The organism is Arthrobacter sp. 18067 (genome assembly GCF_902706295.1).
Lineage (GTDB): Bacteria > Actinomycetota > Actinomycetes > Actinomycetales > Micrococcaceae > Arthrobacter.
In genome coordinates this window covers 117,190-141,905 of record NZ_CACSJJ010000005.1, presented here as the reverse complement: position 1 = coordinate 141,905, position 24,716 = coordinate 117,190, and the positions used below count along the sequence as shown (strand labels likewise).

19 protein-coding genes and 1 pseudogene are annotated in these 24,716 nt (G+C 60.9%); 11 read left to right on the top strand and 9 right to left on the bottom strand.

Annotation, left to right across the window (positions count from 1 at the left end):
* The first annotated feature begins 9 nt into the window (after nt 1-9).
* Genes GVL04_RS06955 through GVL04_RS06945 form a run of 3 tightly spaced genes read left to right on the top strand, consistent with a single transcriptional unit; the run spans nt 10 to nt 3,652 of the window.
* A complete protein-coding gene (locus GVL04_RS06955) occupies nt 10-1,011 on the top strand; it encodes an ABC transporter permease (RefSeq protein ID WP_159701622.1) in 1,002 nt (333 codons plus the stop codon).
* Nucleotides 1,011-2,864 (top strand): dipeptide/oligopeptide/nickel ABC transporter permease/ATP-binding protein, encoded by a 1,854-nt coding sequence (locus GVL04_RS06950; RefSeq protein WP_200846771.1) that lies wholly within the window; start codon nt 1,011-1,013, stop codon nt 2,862-2,864. The genes GVL04_RS06955 and GVL04_RS06950 overlap by 1 nt, the downstream gene beginning before the upstream one ends.
* Nucleotides 2,861-3,652 carry an ABC transporter ATP-binding protein gene (locus tag GVL04_RS06945; RefSeq protein WP_159701619.1) on the top strand — a complete coding sequence of 264 codons (792 nt, stop codon included), beginning with the start codon at nt 2,861-2,863 and terminating at the stop codon, nt 3,650-3,652. Before GVL04_RS06950 ends, GVL04_RS06945 begins: the two co-directional genes overlap by 4 nt.
* Before the next feature lie 16 nt (nt 3,653-3,668).
* Here GVL04_RS06945 and GVL04_RS06940 read toward each other — a convergent pair whose 3' ends face one another.
* The 3 genes and pseudogenes from GVL04_RS06940 to GVL04_RS06930 all read right to left on the bottom strand — a co-directional run bounded on the left by GVL04_RS06940 (nt 3,669) and on the right by GVL04_RS06930 (nt 8,004).
* The gene (locus GVL04_RS06940) at nt 3,669-5,237 is read right to left on the bottom strand and encodes a serine hydrolase (protein ID WP_159701616.1); all 1,569 of its coding nucleotides are present in this window, start codon (nt 5,235-5,237) and stop codon (nt 3,669-3,671) included.
* A 656-nt stretch (nt 5,238-5,893) separates the two neighbouring features.
* Nucleotides 5,894-6,715: pseudogene (locus GVL04_RS06935) on the bottom strand (pyridoxal 5'-phosphate synthase lyase subunit PdxS); the annotation flags it as partial.
* Between the two features lie 314 nt (nt 6,716-7,029).
* Nucleotides 7,030-8,004 (bottom strand): YafY family protein, encoded by a 975-nt coding sequence (locus GVL04_RS06930; RefSeq protein WP_159701613.1) that lies wholly within the window; start codon nt 8,002-8,004, stop codon nt 7,030-7,032.
* A 112-nt stretch (nt 8,005-8,116) separates the two neighbouring features.
* On the opposite strand from GVL04_RS06930, the gene GVL04_RS06925 reads away from it, so the two are divergent.
* Nucleotides 8,117-8,497: a VOC family protein gene (locus tag GVL04_RS06925; protein WP_159701610.1), complete on the top strand. Its 381-nt coding sequence runs from the start codon at nt 8,117-8,119 to the stop codon at nt 8,495-8,497.
* A 343-nt stretch (nt 8,498-8,840) separates the two neighbouring features.
* On the opposite strand, the gene GVL04_RS24820 is transcribed toward GVL04_RS06925, so the two are convergent.
* Both GVL04_RS24820 and GVL04_RS06915 read right to left on the bottom strand, forming a co-directional pair.
* The gene (locus GVL04_RS24820; RefSeq protein ID WP_268825366.1) at nt 8,841-10,115 is read right to left on the bottom strand and encodes a M14 family zinc carboxypeptidase; all 1,275 of its coding nucleotides are present in this window, start codon (nt 10,113-10,115) and stop codon (nt 8,841-8,843) included.
* A 19-nt stretch (nt 10,116-10,134) separates the two neighbouring features.
* A complete protein-coding gene (locus GVL04_RS06915) occupies nt 10,135-11,796 on the bottom strand; it encodes an ABC transporter substrate-binding protein (RefSeq protein ID WP_159701604.1) in 1,662 nt (553 codons plus the stop codon).
* 119 nt (nt 11,797-11,915) lie between these two features.
* Between GVL04_RS06915 and GVL04_RS06910 the strand changes: the two genes are divergently transcribed.
* The 6 genes from GVL04_RS06910 to GVL04_RS06885 all read left to right on the top strand — a co-directional run bounded on the left by GVL04_RS06910 (nt 11,916) and on the right by GVL04_RS06885 (nt 17,370).
* Nucleotides 11,916-12,521 carry a TetR/AcrR family transcriptional regulator gene (locus tag GVL04_RS06910; protein ID WP_159701601.1) on the top strand — a complete coding sequence of 202 codons (606 nt, stop codon included), beginning with the start codon at nt 11,916-11,918 and terminating at the stop codon, nt 12,519-12,521.
* A gap of 2 nt (nt 12,522-12,523) precedes the next feature.
* Complete coding sequence (locus GVL04_RS06905) at nt 12,524-13,471, top strand: ABC transporter permease (protein ID WP_159701598.1); 948 nt, start codon at nt 12,524-12,526, stop codon at nt 13,469-13,471.
* Nucleotides 13,468-14,337: an ABC transporter permease gene (locus GVL04_RS06900; RefSeq protein ID WP_159701595.1), complete on the top strand. Its 870-nt coding sequence runs from the start codon at nt 13,468-13,470 to the stop codon at nt 14,335-14,337. The genes GVL04_RS06905 and GVL04_RS06900 overlap by 4 nt, the downstream gene beginning before the upstream one ends.
* Nucleotides 14,334-15,323: an ABC transporter ATP-binding protein gene (locus GVL04_RS06895; protein ID WP_159701592.1), complete on the top strand. Its 990-nt coding sequence runs from the start codon at nt 14,334-14,336 to the stop codon at nt 15,321-15,323. Before GVL04_RS06900 ends, GVL04_RS06895 begins: the two co-directional genes overlap by 4 nt.
* Nucleotides 15,320-16,132: an ABC transporter ATP-binding protein gene (locus GVL04_RS06890; RefSeq protein ID WP_159701589.1), complete on the top strand. Its 813-nt coding sequence runs from the start codon at nt 15,320-15,322 to the stop codon at nt 16,130-16,132. Before GVL04_RS06895 ends, GVL04_RS06890 begins: the two co-directional genes overlap by 4 nt.
* A gap of 479 nt (nt 16,133-16,611) precedes the next feature.
* Nucleotides 16,612-17,370: a type 1 glutamine amidotransferase gene (locus GVL04_RS06885; protein ID WP_159701586.1), complete on the top strand. Its 759-nt coding sequence runs from the start codon at nt 16,612-16,614 to the stop codon at nt 17,368-17,370.
* Between the two features lie 349 nt (nt 17,371-17,719).
* Here the strand turns inward: GVL04_RS06885 and GVL04_RS06880 are convergent, their stop codons facing one another.
* The 3 genes from GVL04_RS06880 to GVL04_RS06870 are packed head-to-tail and all read right to left on the bottom strand — an operon-like array spanning nt 17,720 to nt 21,776.
* On the bottom strand, nt 17,720-19,189 hold the full coding sequence (locus tag GVL04_RS06880; RefSeq protein WP_159701583.1) for an aldehyde dehydrogenase: 1,470 nt from the start codon (nt 19,187-19,189) through the stop codon (nt 17,720-17,722).
* Nucleotides 19,190-19,199: 10 nt separating this feature from the next.
* A complete protein-coding gene (locus GVL04_RS06875; RefSeq protein WP_159701580.1) occupies nt 19,200-20,360 on the bottom strand; it encodes an acyl-CoA dehydrogenase family protein in 1,161 nt (386 codons plus the stop codon).
* 36 nt (nt 20,361-20,396) lie between these two features.
* A complete protein-coding gene (locus tag GVL04_RS06870) occupies nt 20,397-21,776 on the bottom strand; it encodes an aminotransferase class III-fold pyridoxal phosphate-dependent enzyme (RefSeq protein ID WP_159701577.1) in 1,380 nt (459 codons plus the stop codon).
* A gap of 125 nt (nt 21,777-21,901) precedes the next feature.
* Between GVL04_RS06870 and GVL04_RS06865 the strand changes: the two genes are divergently transcribed.
* Nucleotides 21,902-23,428, top strand: coding sequence for a PucR family transcriptional regulator (locus GVL04_RS06865; protein ID WP_159701574.1), 1,527 nt, complete (start codon nt 21,902-21,904; stop codon nt 23,426-23,428).
* Nucleotides 23,429-23,473: 45 nt separating this feature from the next.
* Here GVL04_RS06865 and GVL04_RS06860 read toward each other — a convergent pair whose 3' ends face one another.
* Nucleotides 23,474-24,673, bottom strand: coding sequence for a CaiB/BaiF CoA-transferase family protein (locus tag GVL04_RS06860; protein ID WP_159701571.1), 1,200 nt, complete (start codon nt 24,671-24,673; stop codon nt 23,474-23,476).
* Between the last annotated feature and the right edge of the window lie 43 nt (nt 24,674-24,716).

Here is a 24,716-nt window from a genome sequence, read left to right as displayed (position 1 = left end):
GCCGATCCGATGACCGCCACAGCAATATCCCCGACCCCAACCACTACCCGGGCACAGGCTGCCCCGAATGCATGGCCCCGCTTCGCTATTCGGCGCGGCGGCCAGTTCTTGGTCTCCATTGCGATCCTGATTACCGTGGCCTTCCTGATGCTGCAAATGATCCCCGGCGATCCCGCCCGACAGTCGTTGAGCCCCACGGCCAGTCCGGACCAAGTTGCGGAACGGACGCAGGAACTGGGCCTCGACCAGCCGCTGGCAACGCAATATTTGGCCTTCTGGAAGGGGTTGCTCACCGGCGACCCTGGACAGTCGATCAGCTTGCGGATGCCCGTTGAAGACGTGATCGCCAGCCGGCTTCCGGCGACGGTGGAACTGGCACTCCTGACCGTTCTGGTGGTGCTGGCGATCGCCATTCCTGTTGGGCTGCTGGCCGCGGCCCTCACCAAGGGTGGACGTCGGCGCGGACTGGAGCTTACGTTCAACAGCGCCAGCGGGCTCATCGCTTCAGCGCCGGAGTTCCTGATCGGCGTGGGCTTGGTCTACTTGTTCGCTGTAAACGTCCCCTGGATGCCGGTGGCCGGGCGCAGCGGACCTGCCAGCTACGTCCTCCCGGTTGCAGCCCTGTCCATCGGTGCAATCGCTGCATTGTCCCGGATTGTCCGTGCGGAGGCGATGGACGTCCTCAGCTCAGACTTTATGCGCACTGCAGCCGGAAAACGGATGCCGGTACTGCGCAAGTACCTGCGGCACGCCCTGCCCAACCTGATGACGTCCACCATGACCAACGCCGGGTTGTTCCTTGGCTCGCTCATTGCCGGGACCGTGCTGGTGGAGAGCATCTTTGCCTGGCCGGGACTGGGCATGACCCTGGTGCAATCCATTCGGGCCAAAGACTTTCCGCTGGCCCAGGCGCTCGTGGTGGTCTATGGCGCAATCGTACTGATGATCAATCTGGCGGTAGACGTGTTGCTGGCAGTTCTGGACCCCCGCTCCACGATTAAGGATTCCTGATGAGCGCAGCTGGAATGACCGGGCGCTGGCGCTCGGCCCTACTGACACCCACTGGCCTTGCAGCCCTGGCCGGCATGGCAGTGCTGCTGTTCCTGGTGGTTCTTGGGCCCGTGATCTGGGGGGACATCAGCACCACCACCAACCCGGCGGCACTGTCCCAGAAACCCAGTGCGACGCACCCCTTCGGCACAGATGCCGGCGGGCGCGACGTGTTTGCCCGCACCATGACGGCGGCCCGGCTCAGCGTCCTGATGGCCCTGGCGGCCAGTGCCATGGGCGTCCTGGGCGGGGCACTGCTGGGTGCGCTGCCAAGCGTGTTGCCACGTCCCTTGGGGCGAGCCATCCTGGCAGGAGTAAACTTTGCCCTCGCGTTCCCGGGCCTGCTGATCACTGTGGTGCTGTCCGTCGTTTTTGGCCAGGGCGTCCTGGGGGCGGTCTTCGCGATCGGGCTGGCCATTCTCCCCGCCTACGCCCGGCTCACCAGCACACTGGCAGCCTCTGTGGGCGGCAGGGATTTCGTGGCTGCGGCACGCGTGCTCGGCGTCAGTCGGGCCGGCATGCTGTTGCGCCACATCATGCCCAACATCGCAGCACCCCTGATCGTCAATGCTTCGGTGACAGCCGGCGGCGCGTTGACCGCCTTCGCAGGATTGTCCTACTTGGGCCTGGGCGTCCAGCAGCCTGAGTTCGACTGGGGAAGGATGCTCAACGAGGGACTTCTCAAGATCTTCGTCAACCCCGCCACCGCGCTGGCACCGGGGATCGCCGTCGTCGTCTCCGGCATCATCTTCACCATGGTGGGCGAAACAATCGCCCGCGCCACGGGCGTCACGAGGACTTTCAGCGACAAGCTGCCACGGCTGCGGCCCCGGGAAATCAGCGCAGTGCTGACCATCGAGGACAACAATGCAGTCCTGCAGGTGCGCGGCCTTCAGATTGCAGCCCCGGGCCGATCCCGCTGGGCCGAACTGGTGCGTGGCGTCAGTTTCGATGTGGGGCGTGGAGAACTCGTAGGCCTGGTGGGCGAGTCCGGCTCAGGCAAGTCAATGACCTGCATGGCTGTGGCCCAACTCGCCGATCATCCACTGCACGTCAGCGCCCAAAGCATCCGCTTTGACGGACAGGAGATCTACCGCGGCACAGCCCCGGCCGGATCCCGGCGCGCAGTGTCCCGGCTGCTGGGGACCCGTTTGGCCATGGTGTTTCAGGACCCCATGTCCTCCCTCAACCCGTCGTTGCGGGTTGGCGGACAAGTGGCCGAGCCCGGATTCCTCCACGGCGGGCTCAGCCGCCGCGCGGCATGGCATAAGGCCGTACGACTTCTGGGCCAAGTGCAAATCGCTGATCCGGAGCGCAGGGCCAAACAGCACCCCCACGAGCTCTCCGGCGGCATGCGCCAGCGGGCCATGATCGCCATGGGGCTGATGGGCAACCCTGCGCTGATTATTGCGGACGAGCCCACAACTGCCCTGGATGTCACAGTGCAGCGCGAAGTCCTGACGGTGCTGCACCGGGTGCACCGGGAAACGGGATCGGCTGTGCTGATGATCTCCCATGACATGGCTGTCATTACAGGATTCTGCACGCGCGTCATGGTCATGTACCGGGGTCGGATCGTTGAAGACATCAGCACCGAGGACTTGGTAGCTGGCAATGCCCGGCATCCTTACACCCGTGCGCTGCTGGCAGCTGTTCCCACGTTGGAAACGGAACGGTCCGTGCCGATGCCCACTATCGCTGACGGTGAGGACTTTGATACGGATCTCCGGTTCGACCTGGAACACAGGTTCGCAGCGCGGAGGCAGTCCACAGCGGACAAGGACGCAATTGAGCGCGAAGGAGCACACGCATGAGCGCATTGGTGTTTGACAAGGTCAGAGTGAGCTTTGGCCACGGTGCCCGAAAGTTTACGGCCGTGCACGACGTTTCACTGCGCGTGCCTGCCGGCCGCAGCGTTGGGCTGGTGGGCGAGTCCGGTTCGGGCAAGTCAACGCTGGCCCGCGCCGCCGTCGGCCTGTGCGAACCCCGTTCCGGGTCCATTGCGTTGAATGGCACCGAACTCGTCAATGCACGGGGCCGTGCCCTGGCCCTTCGCAGGCGGGTTCAGATGGTGTTCCAGGACCCGTCATCGTGCCTAGACCCGCGGATGAGTGTCGGTGCATCGTTGGTAGAGGCCATCCGCGCGGCCGAGCGCAGAGACCGCCGCCCCGGCACTGTCGCCGGCCGATCCGCCCAGATAGCCGGGCTGCTCGAATCCGTGCAGCTACCCTCTGCCAAGGCCGCCGAGTACCCCGGAGCCCTGTCCGGCGGCCAGCGCCAACGGGTGGCAATCGCCCGTGCACTGGCCGCCGAACCGGCATTCATCCTGGCGGATGAGATCACCTCGGCCCTGGACGTATCCGTGCAGGGCTCTGTGATGAACCTGCTCAAGGAGCTGCAGGCCGAGCGGGGTTTCGGGCTGCTCTTCATCAGCCATAACCTGGCCGCCGTACATTACTTGTGCGACGATGTCGCCGTGCTGCGCACCGGCCGTCTGGTAGAAGCCGGAGCCACAGCCGATGTCCTGCACACACCCAAGCAGGACTACACCCGCGAACTGCTCGCCGCGGTCCCCAGGATTGGTGAGCCCTTGTTTGCCTAAGATGCTCCGGCCCGGTTCAACTGGCGACGTTGAACCCGGACGGGACACCGAGCGGTACTGTCCCGTCCGGCTGCCGGGCGAAAGGCATCCGATATACACCCGGGGTGCTGATCAGCAGGTGGTCACCGTCCAGCCGGAGGGTGAGACCGCCCGCCGTGAACGCTCCATCAGGAGCGGGTTTGATCTGCGTAACCATCTGAAGTCCCAGCTCCAGCTCGCCCTTCGCCGTGACGGTGGCCAGCACGCCCAACTCAGAACTGCGATAGACAGCTGTGGGCAGAGTCGCGCCGATGACCGGCGGATCACACCGCCGGTACAGGGCGTCATCTCCCGGTCGGTTCACTGAGCCGAGCCGGAGGCCGTCTCCTGTCACCTGCAGTCTGGAGTCAGCCGAAGCGCCCTGGCCGTGCCAGGTGCCGTCCACTGTCAAAGCGAGCTCGGCTGAAGTTATCTCACCGGACAGCTTCAGGAGGCCGCCTCGGGTGGTTTCGACGCGCATGGTCCGGTCTGTTTTTGGGTCCATCCAGTAGCCGGTGAGCCCGGCAGTCGCGGCCGTTCGGTCCACCCGTTCCGCGGGCTCCTCCGCGACCAGTCCGGCTGCCAGTCGTAGTGCCTCCGCGGCCACGGGCCTGGGTGCGATCGACGAATTGTTAGTCAGGACCGCCACACCGATACCGCACCTGGGAAGGAACAGGAGTTGGGACCGGTATCCGGGAACCCCACCTGCGTGCCCGAAAGCCGGCTCCCCACAAACACTCGTATGTGACAGGCCCAAAGCATACGATCGTGGCCCCCCGCCGATGTCATTGACGCGCTCCAGAAGGCCATCCCGCAGGTCCGCACCCAACACCCTGCCGTCGAGCAGAAATCCAAACCAGGGAGCCAAATCGGCAAGGCTCGTAGCCAGGCCACCGTCACCCACAGCGCACTCCTCCGTGTCCGCCCTACGCATTCCTGCTTCGCCGACGTCGTAACCGTTGGCGAACCGAAGCAGAGGCAGCTGGCTGTCCTCCCGGAACAGGGTCTCGGACATGCCCAGCGGGATGAACATCCGCTCCGTGGTGAACTCGCCCAAAGTCATCCCGGTCAGGCGCTCAACCAGAGATGCGACCAGAACATAGCCTGTATTGGAGTAGGAAAACTGCTTGCCAGGCTCGAAGTCCAGGCCGGTCACCCCAGCCACGAAGGCCAGTGTCTGTTTCTGCGTCATCCGGGTGAGCGGACGGCCGGCCAGTTCGGTGAGGGCCAACCAGTCACGAAGTCCGCCGGTGTGTCGCAGACTCTGCGCGACGGTGACCGGTACTTGCAGATTGAGCTCCGGCAAGTGCACTCGGATGTCGTCGTCAAGAGATAGTTTGCCGTCCCGGCACAGAAGCAACGCCGCCGTGGCGGTGAAGTGCTTGCTGACGGACGCGATGTCGAACCGGGTATGGGTGGTGACCGGAGCATCGAACTCCACGCTCGCCAATCCTGCCGTGGCGTGCTGGGCCAACTCACCGTCCGTATAAATACCGATTGCCAACCCGGGTTGACCGGGGCGCACAGTCTGGTGAGCCAGTTCTAAGAGCCTGTTTGCGATATCCATGGAGCCACCATGGCAGAGGCCCCCGCCGTTCGGTTCGTCGAAACCGCCAAACTCCACTGTTGTCCTGTAGCCGGTCCGACAACAGTAATTTCCGACGGACCAGGTGCGGCGCCATCACGCCAGTCAAACCTTGGTTCGTTCCACTGTCTGACCGAAAGGCACACCCCTATCGAGTGAAGCCATGCCCTGGCTAGCATGATGCCGGGTCACCAAAATTCCGGATGATCCAGGGACCGCTGCAACCCAGCGCATCAACCTTTCGGCCTCCGTCAGGAGCTCCTGAAGCGGTCCCGGAGAGGCATCCACGACCTCGCACTCGGTCATTTGATCTTGCATTATCTACTTCCTCTTACTCATCGAGGAAGGTTACAACGACCTGGTTCCTACGCGAGTTTCCGGAAAAGCTCAGACGCGACCCAGACTTCATATCCATCGGCGGCTTCGAAGAGCCTCCGACCATCTGCTCCTTCTGCTGCCAGCCACAACGCAGAGTCATCTGGCATCGCGGTGTCAACGAATCCGCTGCGTACGGTTTTTCCGGAGAACCGCACCTCGACGGGTTCGCCTTTGAGCAGGCTCCACCTCTTGTACGCGTACATACCCCGTTCATCAGCCGTGTTCGGCAAGGCGGGACCCTGCGGGATCCCCGCGGCGCGGACGCCCGCCATGGATTCGCCCAGTCCGTGGGAAATCATGGCAATAATCTCTGGATAGTCGTGGAACGCGGTGGCCCTCACCAGCGCAGCAGCGTGCTCAGAGGGGTTGCCGGACGTGAAAACATCCGAACCGACGAACACGCCGTCTGCCCCGAGTTGCATCATCATCGCAGCGTCAGCCGGGGTGGCAATGCCGCCTGCGATGAAGAGCGGGACGGGGAGTTTCCCGGTAGCGGCAATTTCCCGCACCAGTTCATAAGGGGCCTGCAATTCCTTGGCCGCAACGGACAGCTCGTCCTCCGAAAGACCAGCGAGCTTGGCGATCCCCGCCTGGATCTGGCGGATGTGCGACGCGGTACCGGACCGGATCATGGCCGCACCCTCGGTGATGCGGCAAAGCGCCTCAGCGAAGTTCCTGGCACTACAGACGAAGGGAACGCTGAACTTCCATTTGTCGATGTGGTTGAGGTAGTGCGCAGGGGTCGGCCCCTCGGATTCGTCGATGTAATCAACGCCAAAGGATTGCAGAACCTGGGCCCCCACGAAATGGCCGATGCGTGCCTTGGCGATCACCGGGATGGACACTACTGCGAGGATCGCATCGATCCTGTCGGGATTGGACCAACGTGAAAAGCCGCCCTGATTGCGGACGTCGACCGGACCATGCTCAAGCGCCATGACGGCTACGGCACCGGAAGCCTCAGCGATGCGGGCTTGCTCGACGTTTACGACGTCCATGATGACGCCGCCCTTGAGCATCTCAGCCATGCCGCGCCTGACACGGCTGTTGGACAGCGGGGAAGCCCGGACCGTGATCTTCACAAATGACTCTCCCAAACCAATCTCGTTGCATTCATCCAGTTGAAATCTAACGGCCCCTGAAACCCTGGTCTTTGTTCATTTGTAAGTATTTTCGGGTTATTCTTTGGCCGATTCGACCGAGTGTTCTTGACTCAGTAGTGGCGCCTAATGTTCAGTGCCTGACTGAATCCGTCAACGCCGCTCGAGGCCGAGGCTGAGCGGGTCTTTCTTCTTGTCTGCTCCAACCACGGTGACCGCAGTGCCGGGGTCTGCCCTTGCGCGAGCGGCAACAAATGAGCGGATCAAGGCTTCGTTCACCCCAGTGGCTGATAGCCTTATGCGTTGCCAATGTAGCTGAGCATTCGTTTCGCGTTGGACAGGAGGAGTGCCTTCAACTCAGCGGGGCCCTCGACGATAACCGGGCAGCCTAGGGCAGAGATGATTGCAGGCAACCAGTCGAGACGCTCCGCGTGTATTTCAATGTGATGCCACCGTTCCTCACCGGGCTTCACTGGGCCTTCGAGGTCCTTGAGGACTGCGATTGCGCTTGGCAGGTACGCTCGGATCCGTTCCTCGGACGCTTGGATTCTCAAGATTGCACGCCAGCGATAATCGGCGGAGGCAAAGCCCTCCACGAGCCGTTTCACCACATCGGGTCTTGTGGGTCTTGTGAAGTAACCCTGCGCCGGCCGGGCGGTTAGGACGCGGTCCGCGCGAAAGGTCCTCTCTTCATCACTTAAGACATCCAGCGCGATGAGGTACCACCGGCTCGAATAAGAGACTAAATCGTAGGGGTGCACCGTCCGTTTTGAGAGTTCGTTCTTGGAACTCCGGTACCGCAGTTCCAAGGGAGAGTTTTTGCCTATAGCGTCGGCAATTGCCAGCAGGACATTAGCATCCGGGGCGGCAAGTACAGACGGACGCCCGAATGTGATCGCTTCCAGCAGACGGTCGAAACGCTCTTCAGACGCAGCTGGGAGCACTCGTCGAATTTTCGCCAATACGGTGCGCTCTGATATGTCCGGGTCATCTGATACATCCAGCGCACGAGACAGACCCAGGACCACGGCGACGGCCTCGATATCTGTGAGGATCAAAGGAGGCAGCCGATAGCCTGCCGCGAGTCGGTATCCGCCATAGCGTCCACGCACGGACTCAAGTGGTATGTCCATATCAATGAGTTTCCGGACATAGCGTCTGACGGTGCGTTCATCCACGCCGAGACCGTCGGCGAGCTCTCGAACTGTACGCAGGGGTGCGGACTGAAGCATCTCGATTACACGGAGCATGCGCCCTGATGGAACAGACATAACAACATTCAATCTCATATGTAATACCGGGCTAAAAGTGTCCGGTAATCCTCGTAGCGTTGCTTTCGCGGCTTCTTGGCCGTTGACACCAGAACGAACTGAGGAGAAGAACATGGAGTTTGCGGCTACCCGCATCATCACAGACGACGTCGACCGATTGGTTAGCTTCTACGAGAACGTCATCGGGGTGGCGGTCGTAAGGCTGCACCCCTTATTTGCCGAGCTGCGTACGGAAATGGGTGTACTCGCCATTGCGAGTTCCGCCACAGTTCCGATGCTCGGCGAGGGGGTTGCACAAGCCTGCGCGAACCGTTCAATCATTTTGGACTTCCTCGTCGATGATGTGGATTACGAGTACGCCAGGCTTCAATCTGTCATCGAAGTCTTCATCAACGCACCCGCTTACATGCCTTGGGGTAACAAGTCGCTTCTCTTCCGCGATCCGGATGGCAATTTAGTCAACCTCTTCACGCCAAGCAAGCCACAAGCGTAGGGCCAGAGTGGAAACGAGCACCAGAGTGAGAGCTGCACCCAAGTCTGGGGTTCAGGTCCACTCACCTCATGTACGACTTGAGGGTTTGCTACGCCGACGCCGCCCGCGGAGGTTTTTGCATCGACCCCGTATCTCCTAATGCGGGTTCTTCGAGCTCGGTGGACATGACACGAAATCGTGGCGTGCGAAATGCCGGCGACTCTCATGACGCCGGTAAGCCCTACGCCATCCGCCTTGTGGAATCGGCTGGACGGCCACCTCACGTGGGGGCCTGGATTCGCCTGCAACGAAATGGCAGCCGGTACCCGGCCTCGGTCAACAACACCGTGGCCGGGTACCGGCGTCAGCTTCGACCGGCGAGGGCTTTTGCGCTGGCAAGGGCGATTCCCACGTGTGCTGCGACGCTTGCTTCCAAACCGCAGAACACACCGGTTATTGCGGTTCCCACCCATCGTTCTATAGCGACCGTAGCCGCGCGCTGCACAGCTTGTCCGGATTCATTGTCGCATTCTGGGGAGTCGGCGATTGCGGCGACAATATGGCCGGCAAGACGCAGGCGTTCCAGATCGCGGAACCGCTTGACCGTTGACACTTCAGCGACCGTGAGACGCTGGCCGGCATCGACCGGGGGATGCCAAACTTGGGCGACATGCTCGGAACCGGCATGGACGGCGCGCCAGCGCGCAGTATCCAGGTGCGTGTGCCGGTCGAGGCGTTCTAGCCAGCCGAAGTACTCACCACGGACCTCGTTGCGTTCCTTCTCGATAGAGCCATACAGCTGTGCCGCCGTGGTCTGTGTCAAGCAGGTGTCAGCTACTGAGGGGACGTTCCAAAGCGGTGCTTCCACCACCACCCCGAAGGTGCCATATTTCGCGGCGTAGTCAGTGCTGCTGATCATCACCCCGCCCTCGAGCAAAGGCTTCTCGTGGAAGATCCCGGGCGCAAGAATATCCGCAGGGGCTTCCGGGAATCCTTGGTCGACGGGGAGACCGGTGAGGCGACTGGTCTCCCGGAACCCACTTACGATTGACGGATAGGCCTCGGTGACGTTGGCGTATAGGCCGCCTGCCTCAGTGTTGTGCATCGAGACCAGCAACTCAGGACGCACATCATCAAGCAGTCCCATCACCGCCCGAGTCTCCGGTATAGGCGGCAGCCCGGGTTCAGCCAGGTCACTCCGGTGGAAAGTCCACTCGAAGTCCACATTCCGTGGAGGGCGGTATATTCCGCCAGCGTACGACTGCCGACTGAACGGCCCCGCGAACCAGGATTCATTCAGAACGCCGCCATCGGGGTCGGCGCAGGGCAAGATGTGCCACGTCAGGCCCAGACCTTCGCGGAGGGCGTCGTCTCGACTCAGCAATTCGGCCAGACCCAGCGCACCAAGCGCTCCCGACGGTTCGTTTGGGTGTGGCATTCCTATGACTACGGCGTGACGTGCGCCTGACCCGACTGTCAGTTGGTGGAGCGGCCGGCCCTCGCGGGATAGGCCGATAGTTTCGGCTTGCACCCGGGAAGGGAAGGCGCGAGCCAACGCACCGACGCGAGCGTCAATTTCTCGAATTGTCGGAAACCTAGGTTCCGACGCGAGGGAGCAAAGCGCGTTCGCCAAGTCCATCGTGATTGTGTCCTTTCAGTCAGACCCCGCCAATGGCTGCTAGCCATGGCGTGTAGAGCACGGAGGGGAACGCCGCCGTGGACCCGCCGAGGCGGTTGTTCAGGAACACGCTTTGCAGCGGATACGCGATGGGGAACCAAACGAGTTCCTCGGTCATAACTGACTGGGCCTTCACTGTCAGTTCTGCACGTTTGGTGTCATCGGCGGTGCTCCGGGCCTCTTCGAGCAGGCCCGCCACCACGGGGTTGTTGTAATTGTTGAAATTCGCTGCTCCACCGGGGATACCGATCTGCATGTAGAGCTCGGTCGGGTCTGCGATATCGGCGTAGTAGTCCGATAGGAAAGCATCGACCTTGTTACGGGCGTCCTCCTGGGTGAATAGGGCGCTGGCCTCGGCGGACGGAAGTGCACGTAGCTCGACGTCGAAGCCAGCCTCTTTGGCGTTGCTCTGGATGCTTTCACCGACCGTCTTGTACTGCTGGAAGTCTCCGGGGACTGCCAGCACGATCTTGGGGCGCGGGTTTCCAGCTTCCATGAGGAGCGCCTTAGCACCCTCGATATCGCGTACCGGGTCCGTGAACTTTTCATATGCGGGCTTGTAGATGTCGGCGCCGGAACCCCAGCCTCCCGGAGGGACAATCGTGCGCAGCGGCTTGCTCAGTCCAGCCCAAACCGTAGAGAGTAAGCCTTTGTAGTCGATGGACTTGGCGAGAGCGTGACGGATCTTCGGGTCGGCCAATGGACTCTTGCTGTCAACCCCGAGTTGAGTAGGGATGAGAACGAACTGCCGGGTCGAGGGTCCCGCATATAGTTTCCCGTTGTTTGCGTTCTGAAGCTGCATAAGGCTGGTGCTGGCGATGTCCATGTTCCCGTCGAGGTCCCCGTTCAGCAGCGCTGAGGTGATTGTCGAATTGTTAGTGAGGAACGTGAACGTCGCCGATTTGGTCCGCAACGGCTGTTCGTGAATATTCCACCAACTCTCATTCGCCTTCAGAACGATGGTGTCGCCTGGATTCCATTTCTCCAGAGTGTAAGGTCCGGTGCACATCACACCTCCCGTTGGGCTGCCGTAGGCGTCGCCGACCTTTTCAACGTAGGCCTTCTTGATGACCTGCCCGAGAGGTGTCGTGAGCATGCGGTAGAAGATGGCGTCGGGCTTTGACATCTGGATCGTCACTGTGTGTTCGTCGGTTGCTGTGACCGACGCGACATTCTCTCCGAAAGCGCCCCAGTAGGACCCGGATTTGGAATCCAAGATTCGGTTGAGGCTGAAGACCACATCGCTGCTCGTTACCGCGCTGCCGTCACTGAACTTGACTCCGTCGCGCAGGTGAACGATGTACTCGGTTTGTGATGGCTGGACGATCGAATCGGCGAGTCCGGGCTTGACGCCTCCGGTGTCGGTCATGGTGAGCAGGGTTTCGCACAAGTTGGCTGCAACCTGCAAATCGGACCCTGCGAATACCTTCACCGGGTCGAGAGTCGCCGGTTCACCGCCGACCAGGTTCCATTTGATGCTGTCGACATCCTTGGTTGCGGCCGGTGCTGAGGTTGCCCAGCTCTGGTCATCCGGGACGTTGACCGAGTCGTGCGGTTTCCCGACACAGCCGGTAAGAAACGTTACGGCGGCGATGAGTGCCGCCGCGGTGACGGCTGGCTTCCGCCAGATGGTGGTTGTCATTGCGCACCCTTCATGAGGTGTGGAGTGTCGACGTCATCGGCGACAAATTGAACGATTGCACAGGTTTAAGTTGAACACAAGCTCAACTCGTGTATCTTGACTTCATGGTTTCTAATGCAATGTCGCGCGGAGAGCTTCGGCGCTCCAACATCTTGGACGCGACTCTCCGAGTAATCGCCCTTGAGGGCGTGCGCGCCGTCACCCATCGACGCGTGGCCGCGGAAGCGGAAGCGTCCGTAGGGCTAATTACTTACTACTTCAGTTCGACCGACTCCCTGATCTCCGCAACATTGGACGCCCTGGCTGCCGATGAAGCTAAACAGATGGGGCAACTCCAAACCCGTATCAACGAGGCTTCGGGTGACATCGATATGCTCACCGAGATTCTTGTGAAGGAAGTCGCGGAGCGATCGCACGTACGTCGCGATCGGGCTCTGGCGGGCCTTGCCCTGACTCTTGAGATTCCCCGTCTGTCTATTGATCGGGTGGCATTCGCGCGGTGGGAATCGGCACAGGAGGGCGCCTACGCTGCGCTGCTGACTGCTCTCGGCCGGGAGCCTGAACCTGAGCTCGTGGAATTCCTCTCGGCTACCTTAGACGGGCTGTTCCTTTACGCTGTGATCACACCGAAACCCGAGAACGTGGAGTCAGCCTCCCGCGCCGGCCTTGCCCACCTGTTCAGGTCATTCGTGTCATCCGACGCTGCAAACCAGGCGAGGCGATGACAATGGGCCGATTCCTTGCAAGACGCATAATCATCTGTGTCCTGACGGTCGCGGGAGCCAGCTTCGTCATCTTCGCAAGTCTCTACCTCGCACCTGGCGATCCAATCAGCTTCCTTACGGCAGGACGACCGTCCTCTCCTGAACTCCGGGCAGCGCTAGCGGCGCAATACCACCTGGACGACCCTTTCCTTCATCGCTACTTGCAATGGATTACTGACGCCTTCCAGGGCAATTTCGGCGAGTCGATAGCCCGCCGTAGACCGGTTCTCGACCTGATATTTGCGAATTTGCCGACCACGATCTTGCTGGTCATCATGACTCTCATTCTCGTTGTTGTCGTCGGTGTCCTCTTTGGAGGAATCGCGGCATTCCGTCGTGGTCCCATTGACGACGGCATCATGGCGGCAATGACAGTCTCCCTTGCAACACCAGCGTTCGTCTCTTCCATCTTTCTTATCTCGGTCTTCGCTGTAGGGCTCGGGTGGTTTCCGGTCTTTGGCCCAGGCACAGACATTGGCGATCGCATCCACCACCTCGTCCTGCCCGCCGTCGCCCTCACCATCGCGTGGTGGCCCGTCATCGGGGAGACAGCGCGAGCCTCAATGCGCGAGGAGCATGAACGTGAACACGTCGAGACCGCCAGATCTCGCGGGCTGACACCTCAGCACATTGTCCGCCGGCATGTCTTCCGCAATGCCGCGATCCCGATAAGCACCGTCATTGGACTGTCGTTTGCTGGGCTAGTCGCCGGCACAGCCATTGTTGAGAGCGCCTTCCAACTGAACGGGCTCGGCAGCCTCCTCATCACGTCGGTTACAGGCCGCGACTTCCCCGTCGCGCAGGCTGTTGCGCTCCTGTTGGTCACCGTGTTTGCCGTGACCAACGTAGTCGTCGATTTGCTGTACGCCGCTCTCGATCCCCGAGTCCAAACTTCATGGAGCAGAAAATGACCGCCCTGAATACACCAATCGCGCCAGCTCGCGTGTTACGGACCATCCGTCCCATCCCAGGCCTGGATGTGGTCGGACACGTCGCAGTCCTGCTAGTTATCCTCTTCGCTTGTCTAGCGGCATTTGGTCCACTGATTGCCCCCCACGACCCGAACGCAGTTAACCTATCCCTGTCATACGGCGGATCCGACACCGAACACCCGATCGGATACGACCAACAAGGCCGCGACATCTTCTCCCGACTTCTCCACGGAGCGCGGTCCAGCTTCCTCGGGCCGCTGATCATCGTCGCTGCTGCGAGCACCGCCGGAATGACTCTGGCTATCGTTGGAGCCTGGCGTAAAGGGTGGATCGATGCCACCCTCGCTGGAATTCTTGACTCTTCCTTGGCTTTCCCTGGCCTTCTGCTTGCCGTAATGGTCGTGGCCATCGTCGGCCCCGGCATTCAGTCGACTGTTATCGCCCTCTCGATTGCCTATACCCCATACATGGCGCGGATCGTGCGTTCTGCAGCCATCACCGAGATCAGCAAGGACTATGTTGCGGCTGCTCGCGTCCAGGGTTTCTCGGCTCTCACAATCTGCGTACGACACGTCATACCTAACATCATGCCGATTGTGCTGGGCCAGGCCGTACTAACAGTGGCCTGGGCGACGGTCGACATCGCCGGGCTGTCCTATCTCGGCTTGGGAATCCAGCCGCCAGCCGCCGACTGGGGGATCATGTTAGCGAACGGTCAAACCGGAGTCCTTCAGGGCTACCCGATGGAAGCCGTGTCCGCTGGACTCTGCTTGATCATCGCGATCTGTTCATTCAGCCTTCTCGGAGAACGAATCAGCCGACGAGGGGAGGCGATCGCAGCATGAGCTTGCTCTCGATTAAGGACCTTAAAGTAAGCCTTCCCGTTGATAAGGAACGCCGTGTTGTTCTGCGTGGTATCGATCTGGAGCTTGAGGCCGGCGAATCCGTAGCGATCGTTGGCGAGTCCGGGTCCGGCAAGTCAATGACCGCGCGAGCAATCGCCCGGCTGCTTCCCAGACGGGCGGTTGTCAGCGGATCGATCCTCTTTGATGGCAGGCAGGTTCTCGATCTGAAGGACGCTGCCCTCCGCCGGTTTCAAGCAGCAGAGATGGCGATGATATTCCAAGATCCTCGCGTGCACCTCAATCCCGTCAGAACAATCGGTGATTTCCTGGTTGAGGGTCTCGTGAACACACGTGGATCCTCAAAGAAGGCGGCCGAACACAAGGTCATCGAATTGCTGGACGAAGTTGGCATCCCCGATGGGACCCGACGCCTGCGGCAATACCCGCATGAACTTTCCGGGGGGCTGCTACAGCGCGTCATGATCGCCGCGGCGCTTGCTAGCGAACCTCGGCTGTTGCTCGCCGATGAACCCTCAACGGCACTCGACGTGTCGACCCAATCTGATGTGATGGCTATCATCGATGATCTTTGCAAGAGCCGAGGAATGGCTCTGATGTTTATCACTCACGATCTCGAGCTGGCCGCGGCGATCTGCGATCGAACCGCCGTCATGTATGCAGGACAGATCGTCGAAGTTCAGGGGAGCACGGACCTTGTCGAACATCCTCGCCACCCCTACTCTGCGGGGCTTCTGGGGGCCAAACCCAACGTCTCACGCCGTGTCCAGCGCCTGAACGCCATCCCGGGGCGGCCACGCGCCGCGTTCGAGGTTCAAAACGGCTGTGCATTCTCCGACCGGTGTCGCTTCGCCTCCGAAGAGTGCATAGCAAGCGAGCCGACCCTCAAACACGAACCCGGAGGAGCCGTGCGCTGCTTCCGGGCAGATGACCTCATACTAAACGCGACAGAAGGTGCAGTTCTATGACATCATCCGCTTCCATCGTGGAGGTCTCTGGCCTGCAAAAGCGCTTCGGGAACCATGTAGCTGTCGACGACGTCACGTTTACCGTCCCTGAGGGCGGCTCCGTCGGCATCGTGGGCGAGTCAGGTTCGGGCAAGACCACAATTGCCAGGATGCTTGTGGGATTGGAGGTGCCCACGGCAGGCACCATCCGGGTGGGCGGTCGAGACCGCATGCCTCATGCATCAGTGGCCGAACGACGTCGTCGGGCCCGCGAGTTACAGATCGTTTTTCAGGATCCATACTCGACCCTCGACCCTCGACAGACCGTTGATTCATGTCTTGACGAGGTTTTGCGACTTCACCGGCCTGAGCTGAACCGGAAGGGCCGGCTCAGCCGAATGAACGATCTCGCGGACATGGTAGGTTTTGACAGTCGCCAACGCCGAGCGCTTCCACGACGGCTCTCGGGAGGACAGCGCCAGCGGGTGGCGATCGCGCGTGCGCTGGCCGTCGAGCCTAGTGCCATAATTCTGGACGAGTCGGTTTCGGCGCTGGACCTTTCGATCCAGGCACAGATACTCAACCTGCTCGCGGAAATCCGGTCTGAGACCTCCATTGCATACATCCTCATCAGTCATGACCTAGCGGTCATCCGACAGTTGACTGATACTTGCGTTGTCATGCAGCACGGTAGGGTGCTCGAGGTCGGAGAGACAGGCGCGGTGCTCGACAACCCGCAGTCCGAGTACACCAAGTTGCTCCGAAGCTGCGTACCGGGACCCGGATGGCATCCGACACGACTCCGAAACATATTTCCCGGAGGGTCCTAAGCCTGGCTAGTTGGAATAGTTGGGCTGCTGCTGGCCGGTGAAAGGTCTAAACCAGGTACTCATGGCTACTAGTTCCGGCTCGTAAGAAATGCATATGGCGGACGCGAGACAGTACTCATATGGAGGTCAGCAGGCGTCCGCATCGAAACCGACGAACCCACGGCACTCGTCCTGGTCCCTGGATCCATACGAACTTGAGCCGGGGTCGATGGATGGAGATGACGCCTCGGCGCCAGCAGCGTGGTCCGCCCAATTCCGCCCGCGCACAAGGACGCCGGTCACGTTTGAGTTGGGTTTGGGGCCACCCGAGCCCTGCCGGAACTGCAGCACATCGCAATTGAGAAACGATGAGAAACGACTTCGTTCCGCACGAAATACAACTCCCAGCGCGAGGATGGACCGTGATGTGAATTGTCAGTACTTGCCTCGGAAAACGCACATCACTTCCTTTGCCCAAACGTACAAAATAGAGAGACTTAATGGCACGAGTACTAATAGTTGAGCATGAAGCGAATGCTGGTGTGGGCATAATCGGCGACCGGCTCCACGCTGCGGGAATCGGCATGGTCATAGTCGGCCCCGAAACTGGCCGTGAGGTCCCGAACGCGCCAGACGGATTTGACGGAGTCGTCGTCCTCGGCGGCACCCCGGGACCGACCGACGACGAAACCGCAGTGTGGCTCCCCCGAGTTCGGAAGCTTATTTCCGCCTGCCTGGACCGCGAAGTACCCCTTCTCGGTGTATGTCTTGGTGGGCAGCTACTCGCCGTCGCCGCAGGCGGCTCGGTCATCCGTGCCCGCTATCCAGAAATTGGCCTCGGCGAACTACGGCTGACCGATGCTGCGGCCGATGACCCACTCTTCGGCACTCTGCCACCGCAACCGAAGGCCCTTCAGTGGCACTTTCTGGAGATCATTGAACTTCCAGCCGGGTCCGTTGCACTCGCCACGAGCGAACGATGTACGAATCAGGCGTTCCGCTTGGGACGGGTGGCGTGGGGCACTCAGTTTCATCTTGAGGCTACAACGAAGACCGCCTCTGACTGGGCTCGCCCCGACAGCGATGCTCTCAGGTTGCTCGGGCTAACCCGACCCGAGGTCGTGGACCCGATGCAACGGGACGAAGACGAGTTGCGGACTACTTGGTCGACAGTCGCCGATCGATGGGCCAGCGTGGTCGCTCGGGAGGTGACACAGCACATGGACAAGTCTCCTGGCAGACGGAAACGAACGGGATAGCGGAGAATCTGAACCGTCGTTGCCCCCTCATTTTGTGTGCAACGTGGCCCGGAAATTCCTTGTTTAGCAGCATAGGTTTGCCAGCTCCTTTTGCAACCGCCAGGTCTGTCAGAACTGCGGAGAGCTTTCCCTTCCGGGCCACAGACTATCCGAATCGCGGTCGGGATTTGTACCGCTGCGAATTCTTCTGGAATAGGTCCTGGAGCGTCGTCAAAGCAAGGCAGGCAGCTGAAGTGGTGACCTGCGAACATGTCGCTGATCCGACGATGAGGATGCTCCCAAACAGTGTGCGCTAGGGCCAACGGTTCCGGCCCGCAAAAGGATTGTATGTGCAGGCTCCGTTTCAGTCTCATGACCCATTTCGACCGCCCCGAAGATAGACAGTGGTCGTATGGGTGAAGAACTCTCGCGCTGATTGGCCTTGCTCTTTTGGCCCATAGCCGCTCTTCTTGACTCCGCCAAACGGTACGTGCGGATCCGCGCCGGCAGACTCGGAGTTGACGTGGAGGATACCTACATCGAGTTCGTCGAGTCCTCGAAGTGCCTGAGAAAGGTCTTGGGTGAAAAGGGCCGCGGACAACCCGAATTCGCTGTCGTTGGCCAAATCAAAGGCGGCCTGGGTCGAAGATGCTCTGCGCACGCTCAGCACCGGACCGAAAAGCTCTTCGCGCCAGACATCAATGGAACCTTCCCGGGGCAACTCCAAAATGGTCGGCTGAATGAAGTAGCCGGCAGTGAGGTCTGATGGTGGGTAGGGTGTGCCTCCCGTCAACACTTCGGCTCCTTGACTCAGAGCAGTTTCGATACCCCTATTTATGGAGTCATAAGCAGCGGCGTTGACTACCGGGCCCATATGAACGTTGGAATCCAGAGGGTCGCCGACGACGAGGCTTTCGGTTCGGGCCCGTAGCATGGACAGGAAGTCACTTGCGACGCCCTCCGCCACGATGAGCCTCGAGGTGGCGGTGCATTTTTGCCCGGCGGAACGGAAAGCGCCCAGCAGGACTTGTTCCACGGCAAGCTCCAAGTCAGCATCGGCAAGGACGATGGCGGCGTTCTTCCCACCCATCTCGGCTTGGATCGGCACACCATGTCCGGCGGCCTGCGCTGCCAATGACCGGCCGACTACGGTCGACCCTGTGAACGTCAGCCCGTCGAGGCCACGATGTTTTACGAGTTCGTTACCAAGCAGACCCGGTCCTATCAGCAAGTTCAATACACCGCCCGGCAGGCCGGCATCATCGAGCGCTTGGACTAGTCTCATGGCCAACAATGGCACAGTGCTGGCGGGCTTCCACACGACTGTGTTGCCGTAGGCGAGGGCCGGGGCGATTTTCCAAGCAGGGATCGCGATCGGGAAATTGAAGGGTGTGATGACACCGATAACTCCGAGTGGCTTTCGTGTCACGAGAATACGTTCGCCACGCCGCGGGGAGGAAAACACCGCACCGGCCTCGCGGTCCCCATCGTTGCCGTAATACCGCAGGATCTGCGCGGCCCGCAGCACCTCTCCTTGGCCTTCAGTCAGTGTCTTGCCTTCTTCGCGGGCCAACTCTGTTCCCCAGGCAGCCGCGTACTGTTCCAAAATTGCCGCAGCGCGGAGCAGGACAGCACCACGCTCGTGCGGCGGAGTCCGTGCCCACTCGTGCTTACCGGCGTGGGCAGCGTCCACGGCATGGCCGAGGTCGGTGGGTCCTGCCTGCAAGCCTTGGGCGATTGTCTCGTCCGGCCGCGCGGGGTTGATGCTGGTGATGGTGCTTCCGGTGCCGGCACGCCAGCGACCGGAAACATAGTGCTGAAGTTCTAATGCGGGTTTCATTTTCTCGCCTCTAGCGGAATGCGGGGATGCCGGTGATGTGGTTACCCAGGATGAGGGTATGGATTTCGTCCGTGCCTTCATAGGTGCGCACCGACTCTAGGTTGTTAGCATGGCGGAAGGGTGCGTAGTCCAAGGTGATGCCGTTCCCTCCGAGCATGGCCCGGGCATCCCGGCATATCTTGATCGCTTCGCGGCAGTTGTTGAGCTTGCCCATGGAAATCTGATGCGGTTTGAGTTGGCCGGATTCTTTGAGGCGACCGATCTGCAGGGCGAGCAGCATTCCCTTGTTGATTTCGAGTGCCATATTGACAAGTTTTTCCTGGGTCAGTTGGTAGCTGGCCAACGGTTTGTCGAACTGAAGGCGTTGTTGTGAGTACTCGAGGACCGTGAGGTAGCTGTCGCGGGCGGCCCCCATGGCACCCCAGATGATGCCGTATCGAGCTTCGTTGAGGCATTCAAAGGGTCCGCGGAGTCCCCTAGCCCCAGGGAGGATGGACTCCGCGGGAAGGAGCACGTCATTGAGTTCTATGTCGCACTGGATAGATGCGCGCATGGAAAGCTTCGACTCGATAGGCGTGGCGTTGAAGCCGGGGGTGTCGGTGGGGACGATGAAGCCCCGAACCCCATCGTCTGTCATGGCCCAAATGATAGCGATCTGGGCAATTGAGGCGAGGCCGATCCAGCGTTTGGAACCGTTGAGGATCCACGCGTCGCCCTCGCGGCGGGCGAACGTCTGCATGCCGCCCGGGTCGGAACCCGCTGTGGGTTCGGTCAGGCCGAAGCAGCCCACCACCTCACCGGCGGCCATGGGAGGCAGCAACCTGTTCTTTTGCAGTTCCGAGCCATGTTTGTGGATGGCGCTCATTGCCAAGGAACCCTGCACGCTGACGAAAGTGCGCAAGCCGGAGTCGCCCGCCTCAAGTTCCATGGCTGCCAGCCCGTATTCGATAGCGGAGCGGCCCGGGCATCCGTAGCCCTTGAGGTGCATGCCCAACAAACCAAGCCGCGCCAGCTCGCGGATGATCTCTTGGGGGAAGACAGCGTTTTCATACCACTCTGCGATGTGGGGGCGGATGCTGCTGTCCACGAAAGCGCGGACATCGTTTCGTAGGTTGAGTTCTTCGGCGCTGAACAGGGAATCCAGGTTAAGAAGGTCAGAGGTGTCGAGCATGTGGTTCTCCAGCAATGTTCGGTGGGAAGGACGAGATCAGAGAATTGTGACGCCCGTACTAGGGAGAATGCGGGACTCTGCCACGATTGCGTCCCGAAGGACGGCGAGACCGTCGAGCAAGAGTCCGTGGGCAATGACCAGCGGTGGCAACAGCCTGATGACGTTGCCGTTCGTACCGCAAACCAAAGTAAGCACGCCCTGCTGATGACAGTGCGCGTTGATGGCGGCAGCCAGGTCCGGTCGCGGCATCTTGGTCGTGGGGTCGACGAATTCAAGGGCCAGCATGGCGCCGCGGCCGCGGATGTCCCCCACGGCGTCTACTTCCTTGAGCAAAGGTTCCAGCATTTCCCGTGTGGTCACCTCGATGGTGCGAGCGTTCTCCAACAGGATTCCGTCTTCGAAGGCATCAAAAACCCCCAGCGCAGCAGCACACGCTAGCGGGTTGCCCGCGTAGGTACCGCCGAGTCCTCCTGCATGCACAGCGTTCATGAGTTCTGTACGACCAGTCACAGCGCTTAAGGGCAGCCCGCCAGCCAGCGCCTTGGCCGTCAGGGTGATATCACCGGCGATGCCTTCGTATTCGCTGGCGAACAGCTTTCCGGTCCGTCCCATGCCGGACTGAATCTCATCCACTACGAACACGATGCCGTTCCGTGTGGCGATCTCGCGGAGCGCTGCCAGAAAGCCCGGAGCCGGAACAATGAACCCACCCTCCCCTTGTATCGGTTCGATGACCATCGCGGCGAAACCGTCCGAGCCCTGGGCAGTGATTAGCCGCTCGACCTGCATGAGGGCCTCAGCAGTGGCCTCGCCCGGGTCGGTGGTCTTGGATTGCAGAGACGTACTGGTTGCAGCGCGGAGCACTTCGCCCGGAAACGGACCGAAGTTCATCTTGTACGGGTTTTCCTTGGCGGTCATTGCCATCGTCAGCAGAGAACGGCCGTGATAGGCGTCTTCGAATACCAGGACTTTGTTCCGTCCAGTGGCAGCCCGGGCAATCTTAATGGCGTTTTCGACTGCTTCTGCACCGGTGGAGAAGAGAGCTGTCCGCTTGTCAAAGTTGCCCGGAACGTGCTTGTTGAGCCAGGCTGCTACCTTAGTGAACGAGTCGTACTCGGTGACCATGTAGCAGGTGTGAGTAAACTTCCCGAGTTGCTCGGCAACGCGGGCTTGGACCATCGGGTGTGTCGCGCCGACACTGGTCACCGCGATTCCCGAAGCGAAGTCGATGAAACGGTTCCCGTCCACGTCCTGAAGGATGCCGCCTTCGGCACGATCGATGAAGACCGGCAGAGTCACTCCGAAACCGGAGCTTACCTGGTCCGCACGCTGGGCATGGAGAGCCTTTGAACGGGGGCCAGGAATGGCGGTCCCGACATGCCGAGCCTGGACGAGAGGGACTGCGCTGGTTGTCATGGACTCCAAAGTAACCGTCCGGAGCGGCATCTACATTGGATGATCCATCCAGTATTCTTCATAAGTTCGGTTAGATCATCCAAGGATGTTGCCCAAAGGTACGGTCATCGAAAGGCCCTCGTCGCATGATTAGTCTGGCTCAGCTTCATCATCATCTCGGCGACGATCTCCGTCCCGCCGGTGGTCACCAGGTAGCACGTCGCCAGATCTCCGGCGTCCATATCTCAGAGCTCGACGACCCTACGCCGTATCTCGAGGGCGGCGAATTGTTACTCACGACAGGGATCCCCGTAGCCAGGGGAACTGCTGACAAGATCCAGGCCTACGTTCATCGCTTGGCGGAACGGAAGGTTGCCGCACTAGGGTTGGGCTTGGGTGCAGGCCTCGATGAGATACCAGAAGCCCTAGTCACAAGCTGTTCGCGGAGTAGTTTGGAACTGCTGGTGGTGCCGAGCGGGGTGCCGTTCATGAACGTCTCCAGGGCGTACTGGGACCTGATAGCGAAAGCCGGCCAGACCGACCTAATTGCCAGCTTGGGTACCCAAACGGCTCTAGCGCGGGCGGCAACACTGCCGAACGCTCTGGCCTCGGTAGTTATGGCGCTCGCTCAGGCACTCGGGGGATGGGCCGTCTACCTCCCGGTGGATTCAGGAGAAGAGACGCTATGGCCGCCAACGATGCGTGGGGTTTTGCCCCAGCTTCGCCTTGAAACCGCCCGGCTCAACATGGCGGGGCTCCACTCAGCTGCGACCTTTCAGATACACGGCACGGACGTCGTCGAGCATCCGGTGCTCGTTGGGCGCAAGATCGCAGGGTTTTTGGCGCTCGGAGCCGGCCGGAAACTCACCAAAGCTGACCGGCAGGTGATTCAGACTGTGTGTGTCCTGCTTTCGCTCAAAGCTCAGCAACAGGCGGAAGCCCTGACAACGGCGGCAGGGCTCGACTCAGCGGTGGCTACCCTCTTGCTGGGTGGGCATCTTGATGCCGGGAAGGCACTCGCGGTTGATCTGGGCGTCCCCTTACCCGTTGGATATGTCCGGCTGTTGGTCCTGAAGGCAGATGCGGATGCCCGCTCTTCCGCCGATCCCGCTTCGATGCTTGCGAGCCTGCAAGGCGTCCATGTAATGCCGTGGTTGGAGACGTCAGTGCGGGATTGTCGTTTGCGTTTCCTGAAGGATGATTTGGAGTATTTCCTCCTTGACGCCGGCCCGGGTTCTACGGATAGCCGGCAGGTCGGGAGTTTGAAGGTCCCGCAGGGTGCCCCTTCTGATACCAGACGGCTTTCTTCTGGTACCGCGGCGGCTCTGAGCCAGCCCATGACGCTGCAGCGGGTTGCGGCGGAGGCGGGAGAAATGAGTGCGTTCGTCAGGGAAGTGCCCCCCGGGACCGTAGCCACGCCGTCGACGGCCGCCGTGGATCCCCGAGCGGAGGCTTGGGTAATTGCGTTGCGTAACTACGCAAGAGCTGACCTTATCTCGACCGTCCGCAGCTACCTTCGGCATCGTGGGCAGTGGGAACAGGCTGCGCGGGAGTTGAAACTCCACAGGAATTCGCTCCGTCACCGGATTGCCATTGCTGCCAAGCTCATCCAGGCCGATCTCGACGACCCGGACGTGGCAGCCCACCTCTGGTTGGCGGTGCGGAAGGCCTAGCCAGCTGTTGGGCCTCCGCGGCATCGCCAGGGTCCGGGCGCCCCGCTAGTCAGAAGCCGCTGTTCTCCCTGCTGATTCCAACCAGGAACGAATGCTGTGATCGTGTTCCCCTAGCTCCGGCGGTGCCTGTTTGCGCAGACGGAATACGGGGGACCACGTGATCGGATTCCTGATCTGGCGACCTACCGTGACCCCGGAAGAATCGTGCACTTCGAGGATCGGACACAGGCCGAGGGACTCGGCGTACTCGAGTCCCTCGGCGATGGTTGAGACGTGGCCGGCCGGGACTCCGGCCTTGGTGAGTCGCTCCTGCCAGTACAACGCCGGTGCAGCGGAAAGAGCTTGTTCAAGGCGCGCCGTCAACTCCCGGCGATGCTGTACCCGGGCGGTATTAGTGGCAAAACGGGGATCATGCGCCAACTTGGACAAGCTCAAAATTGCGGTGAGCTTGGCGAACTGTCTGTCATTTCCACAGGCCACCGCCAAGGGCCCGTCAGCGCATTCCAGTAATTGGTAGGGCACAATCGATGGGTGCTTGTTACCCATGCGGGTGGGGACTATTCCCGCGCCGAGATAAGCCTGTCCCTGGTTGGCCAGCGCGCCCTGCAGGCTGGAGAGCAGGTTGACTTCCACGCGGGCGCCCATCCCGCTTACGCCGCGTGCCTGCAGCGCCGCGAGAATGCCGATCGTAGCGTCCTTTGCCGTCAGCACATCCACCAAGGCAACGCCCGACTTCACCGGCCCGTCATCAGCCGAACCCGTGATGCTCATGAGGCCGCCCAGGGCTTGGACCACAAAATCGTAACCGGGCAGGGCAGCGCCTCCGGCGCTGCCGAATCCGGAGATTGAGGCGTACACCAGGTCGGGACGGATGCCCGAGAGCTCTTCGTAACCCAAGCCGATTTTTTCCATTCGTCCCGGCATGAAATTCTCTACGACGACGTCAGCTCTAAGAGCGAGCTCGCGGGCAAGGAAGACGTCGGCCGGGTCGGTCAGGTCAAGACGCAACGATTCCTTGTTGCGGTTCACGCTTTCGAAATAGGTGGATCCGGTAGCTGAGAACGGCGGCCCCCAACTCCGAGTGTCGTCTCCGCTGCCTGGCCTTTCAACCTTGACTACACGGGCACCCATATCAGCCAGTGTCATGGTGGCGAGCGGTCCGGCAAGGACTCGAGAGAAGTCCGCCACGAGAATTCCTTCCAGCGGAGCCGGGCGGGGCGGGGGTGGTGTCAGGCGAGGATTCATGGACGTCCATTCGAAGCACGAAGCGGATCGGAAGCGTGGGGCG